Source organism: Aurantiacibacter gilvus (assembly GCF_038289935.1).
In the GTDB taxonomy this organism is placed as follows: domain Bacteria; phylum Pseudomonadota; class Alphaproteobacteria; order Sphingomonadales; family Sphingomonadaceae; genus Alteraurantiacibacter; species Alteraurantiacibacter gilvus.
The window spans coordinates 1,458,829-1,472,815 of sequence record NZ_JBBYHV010000001.1 but is presented as its reverse complement, the minus strand read 5'-3'; the positions used below and the strand labels follow the sequence as shown (position 1 = coordinate 1,472,815).

The following is a 13,987-nucleotide window of genomic DNA, read 5'->3' as shown; positions in this document are numbered from 1 at the left end:
AGGGGATCACCTTGTCCGAACCACAAATCGTCTGGCTCCGCCGCGACCTGCGTCTGACCGACCAGGCCGCGCTGACCTCTGCCGCGCAAGCCGGGCCGGTGATCCCGGTCTTCATCCTCGACGACGAGACACCGGCTGACCGCCGCATGGGCGGGGCCAGCCGCTGGTGGCTGCACCACGCGCTAGAGGCGCTGCAAAGCGACCTTGCGCGTCACCATTCGCAGCTGGTCATCCGCCGGGGCAATGCGGTCGAGGAGCTGTGCAAGCTGGCCGGGGAGACCGGTGCAAAGACGGTCCACGCCCTGCGCCACTACGAACCGTGGTGGCGGCGCGCGCATGGCAAGCTGAAGGACCGGCTCGACCTGCAACTGCACGACGGCAACTACCTGCTGCCGCCGGGCACGGTGACCACCGGATCGGGCACGCCCTACAAGATCTTCACCCCGTTCAAGAACGCGACCTTCGACGCGATAGATGGCTTCGACATCCTGCCCGAGCCGAGCCTTTCCAGTCCGGACTCATGGCCCGACAGCCTGTCGCTGGACGATCTCGACCTGCTGCCCACCAGGCCCGACTGGGCGGGCGGGTTGCGCGATTACTGGTCCGGCCTGCACGGAACTGCCGCCGCGATAGACCGCTTCGATGAATTCCTGGAGGTGATCGCGGGCTATTCGGACGACCGGAACCTGCCGAGCGTGGACGCCACCAGCCGCCTTTCGCCGCACCTGCATTTCGGCGAGGTCAGCCCGCGCATGCTGTGGGAGCGGATCGGGCGGCACACCGGGCAGGGCGCGCGCATGTTTCGCGCCGAGCTGGTCTGGCGCGACTATGCCGCCAACCTCGTCTGCCAGTTTCCCGACTACAGCGAGAAGCCCTATCGCGACGGCTATGACGAAAACTTCTGGCGCAATCCCAATCGCGGACACGTGATCGAGGAAGAGCTGCAGGCCTGGCAGCAGGGGCGCACCGGCTACCCGATCGTCGACGCCGGCATGCGCCAGCTCTGGGCGACCGGCTGGATGCACAACCGCGTGCGCATGATCGCCGCCAGCTTCCTGGTGAAGCACCTGCTGATCGACTGGCGGCACGGCGAGGAATGGTTCTGGGATACGCTGGTGGATGCCGACTACGCCAGCAACGGCACCAACTGGCAGTGGGTCAGTGGCACGGGCGTCGACAGCAACATGTTCGTGCGCATCATGGCGCCGCTCAGCCAGAGCGAGAAGTTCGATGCCGCTGGCTATATCCGCGAATGGGTGCCCGAACTGGCCGACCTCGACGAGCCCTACATCCACGATCCGCCGGATCACTTGCGCGGCGACTATGCGGCCAGGCTGATCGGCCACAGGGAAGCCCGCGAACGGGCTCTGCAAAATTATCGCGCGCACAAGGACTGACGACGCCTTGCCCGTCTGACGCCGCCGCGTCATATAGCCTGCCATGCTCGGACAGGCACGCGGAGAGGACTTGCTCGAGGGCGGACGGCGTTTTGCCGCACGTCCCGGCCTGTTCGCACGCCTGTTCGCTCCCGCCGTCGGCAAGGTGCTTGACCGGATCGACGCGGGGCTGGCGAGCGGCACGATCCACGGCACGCTGCCTGATGGCACCCGGCGCAAGCTGGGCGGCAATGCTCCCGGCTTCGAATGCGAGGTGACGCTACACGACTGGCGCGCGCTGGTGCGGCTGGCGACGGGCGGTTCGGTCGGCTGGTACCAGGCCTGGGAGGCGGGGGAGTGGTCCAGCCCCGATCCGGTGCCGCTGTTCGCGCTGTTCATGGCCAATGCCGTGTCGCTGGGCGATACCGCGCGGGCCAAGGGACCGTGGCGCTGGGTGGCCAAGGCCATGCACGCGCTCAAGCGCAACGACCGCACGGGCGCCGAACGCAACATCCACGCGCACTACGACCTGGGCAACGGTTTCTACGGCGCGTGGCTCGATCCCACCATGACCTATTCGAGTGCCTACCACGTCGGTGAAGACGGTTTGAAAGCCGCGCAGCACCGCAAGTGGGAACGTCTGGCGCAGCGGCTCGGCAAGCCCGATACGCTGCTGGAGATCGGTTGCGGCTGGGGCTCGCTGGCGGGCTTCTTCGCTTCGCAAGGCAGCAAGCCCACGGCTATCAGCCTGTCCGACGAGCAACTGGCCTATGCGCGGCAGCACCAGCCGGGTGTCGAATTCCTCAAGCGCGATTACCGCGACATGGACGGACAGTTCGATGCCATCGTCAGTGTCGAGATGGTCGAGGCGCTGGGGCGCGAATACTGGCCCACCTTCATGGACTGCGTCGCGCGCAACCTGAAGCCGGGCGGCAAGGCGGCGATCCAGTTCATCTCCATCGCCGAGCCGATTTTCGACGACTACGCGGCCAGTGCCGATTTCATCCAGGCCTATGTCTTTCCCGGCGGCATGCTGATCCGCACCAGCGAGTTCCGGCAACTCGCCGAAGCGCACGGGCTCAGCTGGACCGAGCAGGAAGACTTCGGCCTCGACTATGCCGAAACGCTCAAGCTGTGGCGCGAGCGATTCAACGAGGCAGCGGCGCAGGGCCGCCTGCCGGACGGCTTCGACAAGCGCTTCTGCGACCTCTGGCGCTTCTACCTGATGTATTGCGAAGGCGGCTTCCGCGGCGGCGGGATCAATGTAAGCCAGGTGACCCTGGTGAAGGACGGATAATGAGAAACGTGATCGTCGGCGCATTGGCCGTCTTGCTGGCTGCTGGCGGCGTAACCTGGTTCTCGCTCGACGATGACCAGCGCGAAGTGCTGTCGCACATGCCGACCGATCGCAACGTGCTGTTCTGGGACGAGGAAACCCGCACCGCCGCCTTCCGCGCGATGGACCGGTTCCCGGCACTGGCGGAAGCGCGGGTGATCGAGGCGGGCGAGGCAACCTATCCACTGCCCGATGGCGAGCCGCTGGACCTTGGCGACTTCGATCTCGACGCTTTCATGGAACAGCAGAAGGCGGCGTCCATCGTTGTCGTGCTCGACGGCGAGGTGGTGCTGGAGCGCTACGGCCTCGATTTCGACGCCGAAGGGCGCTGGACCAGCTTTTCCGCCGCCAAGAGCCTGACCTCGACGCTGGTCGGGGCAGCCATTGCCGACGGCTACATCGAAAGCCTCGACGAGCCGGTGACCAAGTACATCCCCGAACTGGTAGGTTCCGGCTACGACGGTGTCACGATCCGCCAGCTACTCACCATGAGCAGCGGCGTGCGCTGGAACGAGGACTACCAGGACCCCCAAAGCGACGTCGCCTTGTTCAACGAACACGAGTCCTCCGAAGAGGGCGTCGATGCGCTGGTCGACTACATGCGCCAGCTGCCGCGCGAGGCGGAACCGGGCACGCGCTGGCTCTACAACACCGGCGAAACTAACATGATCGGCGTACTGGTGCGCAATGCCACGGGCAAGAACCTGGCCGATTACCTCTCCGAAAAGGTCTGGGCGCCCTTCGGCATGGAGCAGGACGCCACCTGGCTGCTGTCCAGCAGCGGCAGCGAGATTTCGGGATGCTGCATCCAGGCCAGCACCCGCGACATGGCGCGCTTCGGCCTGTTCGCCATGGGCGGCGGCATGGCGGGCGGCGAACGCGTCGTGCCCGAAGGCTGGTTCGAGGAAGCCACGACGCCGGTGTTCGACACCGGCAAGTACGGACGCGGCTATGCCTACCAGTGGTGGACCTATCCCGAAGGCGCCTATGCTGCCAGCGGGCTGTTCGGACAGGGCATTTTGGTGGATCCGGCGCGCAACCTTGTGATCGCCAGCAATTCCAACTGGCGCAATTCCAACGGCGAGGGCGGCGAGGGAGACGAACGCAACCGCTTCTATGAGGTGGTGCAGGCCGCCGCAGACGCCCGCCATGCGGCGCAATAAGGTGAACGCGGCGGTAGCAATATTTTTACGTGCAACGGCTAGGGGTTGCGCGTGGTTGAGCTCAGTCCAGACCCCCTCGTTGGCGCGCATCCGGTGACGCCCCTCTTGCTCGTGATCGGGACGCGTCCCGAAGCGATCAAGATGCTGCCCGTGGTGCGCGCGCTGCGGCAGGTGCCGGAGGTCGATCTCAAGGTCGTCACCACCGGCCAGCACCGCCAGATGCTCGACCAGGTTTTCGCCGTCTTCGGCGAGCAGGCCGATATCGACCTCGACCTGATGACCCCCGGACAGACGCTGTCCGATATCACCGCCCGCGTGATGCGGGAGATGGATGCCCTGATTGCCGAGCACCAGCCGGGCCTCGTCATGGTCCACGGCGATACCACCAGCGCCATGGCGGCGGGTCTTTCCGCTTTCTACAACCGCGTGCCGGTTGGCCATGTCGAAGCGGGGCTGCGCAGCCACGACATCATGCGCCCGTGGCCCGAGGAATATAACCGCGTGTCCATCGACGCCGTTGCCGAACTGCTCTGGGCACCGACGGAGGGCGCGGCGCAGAACCTGCGCAACGAACGGCCCACGGAACGCCAGATCGAAGTCACCGGCAATACCGGGATCGACGCGCTGCTGCACGTGGCGGAAGGCCTGACCGGCGACGAGCTCGCCTCGCTGCCCGTCAGCCTCGATCCGGCGAAGAAGCTGGTGCTCGTCACCGGCCACCGCCGCGAGAGCTTCGGCGACGGCTTCGCCCGCATCTGCGACGCGCTGGCCGCCATTGCCGCCCGCGGCGACACCCAGATCGTCTACCCCGTCCACCTCAACCCGCAGGTGAAGGACGTGGTCGAGGCGCGGCTGGGCCACACCAGCCACGTCCACCTGATCCCGCCAGTCGACTATGTGCAGATGGTCGCGCTGATGCAGGCCGCGCACCTCGTGCTGACCGACAGCGGCGGCATCCAGGAAGAGGCGCCAGCCCTCGGCAAGCCGGTGCTGGTGATGCGCGACGTGACCGAGCGGCCCGAAGCGGTCGAGACCGGCGTCGCCAGCCTTGTCGGTACCGATATCGAAGCGATCACCTCGGCGGTAAGCCGGCTGATCGACGACGAGACCTATTACGCCAGCCGCGCCCGCGCGGTCTTCCCCTATGGCGACGGCACGGCAGCGCAGAAGATCGCCGCCAGCGTCGCCGCATTCGTGAAAGCATCCGCCTGATGAAAGTCTGCACCGTCGGCCTCGGCTATATCGGCCTGCCTACTGCCGCCATGCTGGCGAGCCGGGGGCACGAAGTCGTGGGCCTCGACGTCAACGAAAAGGTGGTGGCTGCAGTCAATTCGGGTCAGGCGCACTTCCAGGAGCCCGACCTGCAGATGCTGCTTTCGGCTGCCGTCGATACCGGCCGCCTGCGCGCCACGACCACGCCCGAACCCGCCGAATTCTTCCTGATCGCCGTGCCCACGCCGATGATGAACGAAGGGCCGGACATGGCCTATGTCGAGGCGGCTGCGCGCACCATCGCGCCGGTGCTGGAGAAGGGCAATGTCGTCATCCTCGAAAGCACCTCGCCGGTCGGTTCGACCGAGCGGCTGGCGGAGATCTTCGCCGAGGAACGCCCCGACCTGACCTTCCCGCGCTACCGCGACGAGGACCGCGAGGCGGACGTCGCGCTGTGTCATTGCCCCGAGCGTATCCTGCCCGGCCAGATGCTGCGCGAACTCGTGTCCAACGACCGTATCATCGGCGGCATGACGATCAGCTGCGCCAACAAGGCCGCACGGCTGTACCAGAGCTTCGTCATGGGCACCTGCTACGTCACCGACAGCCGCGTGGCGGAACTCTGCAAGCTGTCCGAAAACGCCTACCGCGACGTCAACATCGCTTTCGCCAACGAGCTGTCGATCATCTGCGAGAAGCTGGGCACCGATATCTGGCAGGTGCGCGAACTGGCCAACCAGCACCCGCGCGTGAACATCCTGATGCCGGGGGCAGGGGTGGGCGGCCACTGCATCGCGGTGGACCCGTGGTTCATCGTCTCCAGCGCGCCGGATGAGGCGCGCCTGATCCGCATGGCGCGCGTGGTCAACGACGACAAGCCGCACCGCGTGGTGGCGAGCATTGCCGCGCTGGCGGACCGCTTCAAGTCCCCGACGATCGCCTGCTACGGCATCACCTACAAGCCCGACGTCGACGACGTGCGCGAAAGCCCGGCGCTGGAGATCGTCGAGGAGGTGGCAAGGATTGAAGGCGCACAGGTATTGGTTGTCGAACCCAATCTCGACGCTCTGCCTGCCTCGCTGGCAGGCTTGCCTAACGTACGCCACGCCACCAGCGACGAAGCGCGCGAGGAAGCAGATATCGTCACCTTCCTGGTAGGCCACCGCCAGTTCAAGCGGCTCGATGCCGACAGCTACCTGTCGAAGGCCGTGGTCGACACCACCGGCATGTTCTCCACCCGCAAGGCCAAGGCGGTGGAGCGGGATTGAGAGTTCTCCCCAATGCAGTTCATCTGACAAGGTAGGCTGTTCGTAGAACGGCCCGCCCGCCATAATCTTGTAACTTGCGCAACCAGTCGCGGCTGGCCATTCTCCCTGCCAAACAGACAGGGAAGTACCTCATATGAAACGCCTTACCGCGATCGCTGCCGTCCTGCTTGCCACGACCGTTACTGCTCCCGCTCTCGCTGACGAGGGGTTTTACCAGTACCCCAGCGCGCGCGGTGACGTGCTGGTTTTCGCCAGCGAAGGCGACCTGTGGCGGGCATCGCGGTCGGGCGGTTCTGCGGTACGGCTGACCAACCACGAGGAAGAGGAAACCAACCCCGCGGTCTCGCCCGACGGCCTGTGGGTGGCGTTCAACGCTGCCTACGATAGCCCGAACGATGTCTACGTCATGCCCGTGGCGGGCGGGGCACCGCGGCGGCTGACCTTCGAGGGTGGCAGCGTTCGCACCGTCGGCTGGACGCCGGATGGGCAGGTGGTCTTCTCCTCCAGCTTCACCGGGGCGGGGCAGGCAGAGATCCTCCACACGGTCAGCCCCACGGGCGGCGAAGCTACCCCGATCCCGCTCTGGCGCGCCAATGATGCGACTTTCGGCGCGGACGGGCAGACGCTGTTCTTCAGCCGCCGCGGCCTGCGGGCGCGCTCTTCCGACAATGCCGTGCTCTATCGCGGTGGCGGAATGGCGCAGTTGTGGCGCTGGCAGAGCGGTAGCCAGGACGAAGCGACCCAGTTGCTGGCCGATTTCGGCGCGCCGATCCGCAACCCCATGGCGCACGGCGGGCGCATCTATTTCATCTCCGACAAGAGCGGCGGCGATGCCCTGTGGTCGGTGGCCGAAGATGGCAGCGGCGTCACGCAGCATTCCGAGGAACTGCCGTTCCCCGTGCTGCAGGCCAGCATGGATGGCGGCGACGTCTTCCTGCAGAATGGCGCGGACCTGCACGTGTTCTCGACGGCGACAAACACCCTCACGACGTTGGCGCTCGATATTATCACCGACCGCGAACAGACGCGGCTGCGCACCATCGAAAACCCCTTGAGCATGGCCGAGGAAGCGCGCGTGTCCCCCTCGGGCGACTTCGTCACGGTTACCGCGCGTGGCCGCGTGGCCCTTGGCGCGCCGGGAGCGCGGCGGCGGGTAGAGCTGGCCATCCCGATGGACGCCCGCGCCCGCGAGGCCGTGGAAGGTCCCGATGGCGAACGCGTGTTCATGGTGCTCGACCAGGGTGACCGGGGCGATATCTTCGCTATGCCGGCCGATGGTTCCGGCCAGCCGACGGCCATCACTGACGGTTACGATGCCCATATCTGGTCCTTCGCCGTTGCTCCTGATGGTGAGAGCATCGTCGTGTGGGACAAGCAGGCACGCCTGCAGCGCATCGATGTGGCTACCGGGCGCACCACGCTGCTGGCCAGCAACGATACGGGCGACGACCGGCCCTTCGGCGGCGTGACCTTCTCTCCTGACGGGACCTACATCGCCTATGCCGAGACTTCGCGGCTGAACGGCGCCAATACCTCCGACATCCATGTCCAGAATCTCGCCACGGGCGAGCGGGTGATGGCGACTTCGGGAAAGTACAACGACTATGCCCCGGCCTTCGCGCACGATGGCGCCTGGCTCTATTTCATCTCCGACCGCAACTTCGAGCCGACCCCCGGCAGCCCCTGGGGAGACCGCAACATGGGTGTGGCATTTCCCGATCGCGGCGAGATCTATGCCCTGCAACTCGATCCCGAGAGCGAGTTCGGCTTTACCGAGCAGAACGAGCTGACGCAGACCGACGAGGATGAAGAAGAGAGCGCCTGGGGCGGTGGCGACGACGAAGCGGCGGACGATGAAGAAGAAGCGAGCGCCAACGTGGTCCTGGCTGGCTTGGCGGAGCGACTCTACAAGCTGCCGGTGGAAGCCGGGGTCGGCGGCGGCGTGCTCGCCTCTGAGAATTTCCTCTACACCTGGCGGGGCGAAGACCTGGTGTCGATCAAGATCGACCGCCGCGACGCGGAAGAGAAGGTCTTTGCCGAAGGTGTCCTGGCGGCAGAGCTGTCGGCGGACCGTGAGACCGTGATGCTGGTGACCGGATCGGCCAGTGCGCCCGTGCTCTCGCTGGTGCCTGCCGCAGACGACATGCCCGACGAACCGGCGCCGCACCGCGTGCGCTTCAACGACTGGCGCCTGACCATCGACCCGGTGGCCGAGTGGCACCAGATGTTCGTCGACGCATGGCGCCTGCACCGCGACTTTGCCTACGATCCCGCCCTGCGCGGCGTGGACTGGAGCGCGGTGCGCGCGCGGACGGAGCCATTGCTCGACCGCATCGGCCACCGCGCCGAACTGAACACGATTCTTGGCCTGATGGCTTCGCCGCTCGGCATCCTGCACAGCCAGGTGCGCTCGGGCGACTTGCCGGAAGACGGCGAGAACAGCGCCATGGCCTTCCTCGGCGCCACCTACTCGCAAGTGGCTGGCGGCCTGCGGATCGATTCGATCTACCAGTCCGAGGCTGATCTCGTGGCCCAACGTCCGCCGCTGCGCCGTCCGGGTGTCGACGTGCGGGTGGGCGACGTGATCCAGCGTGTCGATGGCCGTCCGGTCACCACACTGGCGGACCTGCGGATGGCGCTGGCCACCAAGGCCGGCCAGCAGGTGCGGCTGGACCTGATGCGTGGCCGCACGGCCACCAGCGCGATTGTCGAGCCGATGACCTGGAGCGGAGCGCGTATGGCGAGCTATAACGATTTCGTCGAAGCCAACCGCACGGCAGTGGACGCGGCGTCGGATGGCAATGTCGGCTACCTGCATCTTCGCGCCATGGGCTCCGGCGACATTGCCACCTTCGCTCGCGATTACTTCTCCCAGCTCGACCGCGATGGCCTGATCATCGACGTGCGTAACAACTCCGGCGGCAATATCGATTCGATCATCATCTCGATGCTGACGCGCGAACCGTGGGCCTTCTGGTCCAATCCGGACGGCAGCGGTGTGCCCACCACCAACATGCAGAACGCCTATCGCGGTCATGTCGTCGTGCTGATAGACGAGCGCACCTATTCCGACGGAGAGACCTTCGCTGCCGGGATCAAGTCGCTCTCGGTCGCGCCGCTGGTCGGCACGCGCACGGCGGGGGCGGGCATCTGGCTGTCCGACCGCAACCGCCTGGTCGACAACGGCGCTGTCCGCATCGCCGAGAACGCACAGTACTCGATCGACGGCACCTGGATTGTCGAAGGCAACGGCATCGCGCCCGACTACGAGGTGGAGAACCTGCCGCACGCCCGCTTCATGGGGCAGGACGCGCAGTTGCAGGCGGGCATTGCCCTGCTGCAGCAGCAGATCGCCGCGGAGCCGGTAACCCCGCTGGTACCGCAGCCGCTGCCGCCGGTGGGCACGCCTGCTGCCGATGTTCAGCCGATCGGAGACTGACGCGGACATGAAAAAGGACGCCGCAGCGCCCTGATCCATTCCCGTTATTCCGGCGAAGGCCGGAATCGCTGGCAGCATGTTGCGGGCGATCCCGGATCATGTCCGGGATGACGCGAACTGCCTAGCCGCGATAGCTGCCGTCGCCGCGGTAGCGGGCGAGGATGTTGTCGTGCACGATGGGGCTGAGCAGGTTGGTGAAGGCACAACCGGCCATGCCGTTTTCCCACCACACGACTTCAGCCTGCAGCGATTCGAGGCCCGGCAGGGTCAGCCAGCAAACCGAACCCACATGCATGCGATTGGCGGCCGTGGCCGAGAAGCCGCTCAGCGACAGGTCGTTCACGACCGTCTGGAACGCCCGCATGCCCGAGGCGCGCAGCTGCGCCGGGATCATGATCTTGGTACGCGGCGCGCTGCGATCTTCCTGCGCAGCGATCTCGTAGCGGCCCATGGTGTTCTGCATCGTCATCGCAAGTAAAATCCCGTGTGCAACGGTTCCCCAACCTTGGCCGTCATGGCCTTGCTTTGCGCACACTGTCGAAGCAGCCCTAAGAAGAGCCTAAGCCGCGTGGTTAACGGGGCGTTTCTACCCGGGTTCGGTGCAAATTGGGGAAATCCCCTACCAGCATTTCGGCGATGTGTTCGCCGACCACCTCTGGCGGCTTCACCGAATCGGGGTCTTCACCGGGATAGGCGCGGGCGCGCATGTCGGTGCGGGTGGCACCCGGGTCGACAATGGCGACACGCGTTTCGGAGATTCGTTCGATCTCCTTGCCGTGGCTCTCCAGCAGGTTATCGAAGGCAGCCTTGCTGGAACCGTAGGCACCCCAGAAGGCACGCGGTTCGGCACCGACGGAGCTGGTGAGGCCGATCACGCGGCCTGCCTCGGCGCGCTTCAGCAGCGGGTCGAACCCGGCCAGCAGCGCCTGCGTGGCGAGCACGTTGAGCGTCAGCGCCTGGTTGAACTGCTTGGCGTCGATCTGGGTGACCGGCGTCAGCGTCGGCATCTGTGCAGCGCAGATCACCAGGATATCGAGCTTGTCCCACCGCTCGGCAATTGCCTGCGCCAGCCGCGCGACGGAATCGCTCTCGGTCAGGTCGATCGGGGCGATGGTGGAGGTGCCGTCCAGCGCGTGGATGGCATCCTCGACTGCTTCGAGGTCTTTCACCTTGCGGCCCGTGATCACGACATGGGCACCGCGTGCGGCCAGTGCCTTGGCAGTGGCGGCGCCGATGCCGCGACTGGCACCGGTGACGAGCGCGATCTTGCCCGCAAGGGGCTTGTCTGCGGGAGTTTCAGCCATCAGGCGTCCTCGTTTACGGGAAAGGTAAGCTGCGCATCCTTGGCCTTGCGGTCGGCAAGGTCGGTCAGTGGCGTGGGATATTCGCCGGTGAAGCAGGCGTCGCAATATTGCGGACAGGCCTTGTCACGGCCGGGCAGCCCGACCGCGCGGTAGAGTCCGTCGATGGAGACGAAGGCAAGGCTGTCGGCCTTGATGAATTCGCGCATGGCCTCAAGGTCCATGCGGCCGGCGAGCAGCTTGGATCGTTCGGGCGTGTCGACACCGTAATAGCAGCCATGGCCCGTGGGCGGGCTGGCGACGCGGAAGTGGACTTCGGCAGCGCCGGCATCGCGCATGATCTGGACGATCTTCATCGAGGTGGTGCCGCGCACGATCGAATCGTCGATCAGCACGATGCGCTTGCCTTCCACGATGGCGCGGTTGGCATTGTGCTTGCGCTTCACGCCGGCGTGGCGGCTGGCGTCTGACGGCTGGATGAAGGTGCGCCCGACATAGTGCGAGCGGATGATGCCCAGTTCGAAGGGGATGCCGCTTTCCTGGGCAAATCCGATGGCGGCCGGCACACCGCTGTCGGGCACGGGCACGACGAGGTCAGCCTCGCACGGGGCTTCGCGCGCCAGTTCCATGCCGATGTTCTTGCGGCTGTCGTAGACCGAGCGCTTGTTGAACACCGAATCGGGGCGGCTGAAATAGACATGCTCGAAGATGCACGGGCGTGCCTGCACATCACCGAAGGGACGGTGCGAGCGGATCGTGCCGTCGAAGTCGACCTCGATGAACTCGCCGGGTTCCACCTGGCGGGTAAATTCCGCGCCCACCACGTCGAGCGCTACGGTTTCGCTGGCGAAGACCGTGGCATCGCCCAGTTTGCCCATCACCAGCGGACGGATACCCATGGGGTCACGGCAGGCAGCCATGCCGCGCGGGGTCATGACAATCAGGGCATAGGCGCCTTCGACCATCCGCAAGGCATCCACCAGCTTGTCGAGCATGGTGGGATAGCGGCTGGTGGCGACGAGGTGGATGATCACTTCGGTGTCGCTGGTCGACTGGAAGATCGAGCCCTTCTGCACCAGTTCCTGGCGCAGCTGCATGGCGTTGGAGATATTGCCGTTGTGCGCCACGGCGAAGCCGCCGCTGGCAAGGTCGGCATAGAGTGGCTGCACGTTGCGCAGGCCCGCGCCGCCAGTGGTGGAATAGCGGACGTGGCCGGCGGCCATGTGTCCCGGCAATTCGGCCAGCGATTCGGCGGTGGAGAAGTTCTCGGCCACGTGGCCCAGCGCACGGCGGGTGAAGAATTCGGACCCGTCCCAGCTGGTGATGCCGACAGCTTCCTGCCCGCGATGCTGCAGGGCGTGGAGGCCCAGAGCGGTGGCTGCAGATGCGTCTGGTCCGCCGATGATGCCGAACACGCCGCACTCTTCGTGCAACTTGTCGTCACCGTCTCCGTGATCCAGGGGATGGGTGAGGGTCATCGATTTCCGTGGCTGGTGTGGGCGCACGGCCCCAATGGCGATGTTGCGGATTGATTACAAGGGGGGAGGGCAAGTCTTGTCCTGCACCCTGCGTTTCGCCCGGGAGTTTTGCCCGAAAACCATCACCCTGATGGTTTGCCGTTGGCGAAGTTGGTCGGGGAGAGAGGATTCGAACCTCCGGCCCCTGCCTCCCGAAGACAGTGCTCTACCAGGCTGAGCTACTCCCCGACCGGCGCTTGCGAGGGATAACCCCCGCGAGGCAGAGGCGGCCCTATAGGAGCAGCGCTTCGTGCTGGCAAGCGGCAGTTTACGACATTGCGCTATGTTGCCTGCACTGCCACTAGTGCGCGCGATCAAGGCGCGGGTTTCGGGGGTTTTTCGCCAATGCAGGTTCTGGTTACCGGAGCGGCAGGATTTATCGGCGCGGCACTGGCCGAACGGCTGCTGGCGCGCGGCGACTCCGTGATCGGCGTGGACAACCTCAACGACTACTACGACCCGGCGCTGAAGCACGCGCGACTGGCGCTGCTGGACAAGGCGGGCGGATCGCGCTTCCGCTTCCACAAGCTCGACTTTGCAGACATGGCGGCGCTGGAGGCAGCGCTGGAAGGTTCGGCGATCGACCGCATCGTCCACCTCGGTGCCCAGGCCGGTGTGCGCTATTCGCTGGAGAACCCGGCGGCCTATGTGCAGTCCAACCTCGTCGGCCATGCCAACCTGCTGGAACTGGCGCGCCACCGGCAGGTGGAACACATGGTCTATGCCAGTTCCTCCAGTGTCTATGGCGGCAACGACAAGGTGCCCTTCAGCGTGGACGACCGCGCCGACCATCCCGTCAGCCTCTACGCCGCGACCAAGAAGGCGGACGAACTGCTGAGCGAGAGCTATGCACACCTCTACCGCATCCCGCTGACAGGCCTGCGCTTCTTCACTGTCTACGGGCCCTGGGGACGGCCGGACATGGCGATGTGGATCTTCACGAGCAAGATCCTGGCGGGCGAGCCGATCCCGGTGTTCAACAAGGGCGAGATGTGGCGCGATTTCACTTTCATCGACGACATTGTCGCGGGCGTGCTGGCCGTGCTCGACAAGGCGCCCGCGGATGATGGGGCGGTAAAGGCGGGCGGTTCGGTAAAGCCGCACGCGCTCTACAACATCGGCAACAACCAGTCGGAGAAGCTGACGGACTTCATCGCCGTGCTGGAAGAGGCGCTGGGCCAGAAGGCCGAGATCGACTGGCAGCCGATGCAGGCGGGCGACGTGGTGCGCACCTTTGCCGATATCGACGCCATCATCCGCGACGTGGGATACAGGCCGACGACGCCGATCCAGCAGGGCATTCCCCGCTTCGTCGAATGGTATCGGGAATATCACGGGCTGTAAGCTTGGCCTCGCGCGGTTGCCGGTGGTAGCC

10 protein-coding genes and 1 tRNA gene are annotated in these 13,987 nt (G+C 65.7%); 7 read left to right on the top strand and 4 right to left on the bottom strand.

Annotated elements, in window-relative coordinates; translation table 11 throughout:
• Nucleotides 1–11 precede the first annotated feature (11 nt).
• From AAEO60_RS07235 to AAEO60_RS07210, 6 genes are all read left to right on the top strand, one after another.
• Nucleotides 12–1,397, top strand: coding sequence for a cryptochrome/photolyase family protein (locus AAEO60_RS07235; RefSeq protein ID WP_341672977.1), 1,386 nt, complete (start codon nucleotides 12–14; stop codon nucleotides 1,395–1,397).
• Nucleotides 1,398–1,440: 43 nt separating this feature from the next.
• Nucleotides 1,441–2,673, top strand: a complete 1,233-nt coding sequence (locus tag AAEO60_RS07230) for a class I SAM-dependent methyltransferase (protein WP_341672976.1) — start codon at nucleotides 1,441–1,443, stop codon at nucleotides 2,671–2,673.
• Nucleotides 2,673–3,875, top strand: a complete 1,203-nt coding sequence (locus AAEO60_RS07225; RefSeq protein ID WP_341672975.1) for a serine hydrolase domain-containing protein — start codon at nucleotides 2,673–2,675, stop codon at nucleotides 3,873–3,875. The genes AAEO60_RS07230 and AAEO60_RS07225 overlap by 1 nt, the downstream gene beginning before the upstream one ends.
• Nucleotides 3,876–3,968: 93 nt before the next feature.
• A complete protein-coding gene (gene wecB / locus AAEO60_RS07220; RefSeq protein WP_341672974.1) occupies nucleotides 3,969–5,087 on the top strand; it encodes a non-hydrolyzing UDP-N-acetylglucosamine 2-epimerase in 1,119 nt (372 codons plus the stop codon).
• Nucleotides 5,087–6,355: a UDP-N-acetyl-D-mannosamine dehydrogenase gene (gene wecC, locus AAEO60_RS07215; protein WP_341672973.1), complete on the top strand. Its 1,269-nt coding sequence runs from the start codon at nucleotides 5,087–5,089 to the stop codon at nucleotides 6,353–6,355. The genes wecB and wecC overlap by 1 nt, the downstream gene beginning before the upstream one ends.
• Nucleotides 6,356–6,488: 133 nt before the next feature.
• Nucleotides 6,489–9,794, top strand: coding sequence for a S41 family peptidase (locus AAEO60_RS07210; protein ID WP_341672972.1), 3,306 nt, complete (start codon nucleotides 6,489–6,491; stop codon nucleotides 9,792–9,794).
• Between the two features lie 121 nt (nucleotides 9,795–9,915).
• Here AAEO60_RS07210 and AAEO60_RS07205 read toward each other — a convergent pair whose 3' ends face one another.
• The 4 genes from AAEO60_RS07205 to AAEO60_RS07190 all read right to left on the bottom strand — a co-directional run bounded on the left by AAEO60_RS07205 (nucleotide 9,916) and on the right by AAEO60_RS07190 (nucleotide 12,801).
• Nucleotides 9,916–10,263: a PilZ domain-containing protein gene (locus AAEO60_RS07205; RefSeq protein WP_341672971.1), complete on the bottom strand. Its 348-nt coding sequence runs from the start codon at nucleotides 10,261–10,263 to the stop codon at nucleotides 9,916–9,918.
• A 103-nt stretch (nucleotides 10,264–10,366) separates the two neighbouring features.
• A complete protein-coding gene (locus AAEO60_RS07200; protein WP_341672970.1) occupies nucleotides 10,367–11,098 on the bottom strand; it encodes an SDR family NAD(P)-dependent oxidoreductase in 732 nt (243 codons plus the stop codon).
• The gene (gene purF, locus AAEO60_RS07195) at nucleotides 11,098–12,573 is read right to left on the bottom strand and encodes an amidophosphoribosyltransferase (protein WP_341672969.1); all 1,476 of its coding nucleotides are present in this window, start codon (nucleotides 12,571–12,573) and stop codon (nucleotides 11,098–11,100) included. Before purF ends, AAEO60_RS07200 begins: the two co-directional genes overlap by 1 nt.
• 151 nt (nucleotides 12,574–12,724) lie before the next feature.
• Nucleotides 12,725–12,801, bottom strand: a tRNA-Pro gene (locus AAEO60_RS07190).
• 156 nt (nucleotides 12,802–12,957) lie between these two features.
• On the opposite strand from AAEO60_RS07190, the gene AAEO60_RS07185 reads away from it, so the two are divergent.
• Entirely contained in the window at nucleotides 12,958–13,956 is a 999-nt protein-coding gene (locus AAEO60_RS07185) for an NAD-dependent epimerase/dehydratase family protein (RefSeq protein ID WP_341672968.1), read from the top strand.
• Nucleotides 13,957–13,987: the final 31 nt, after the last annotated feature.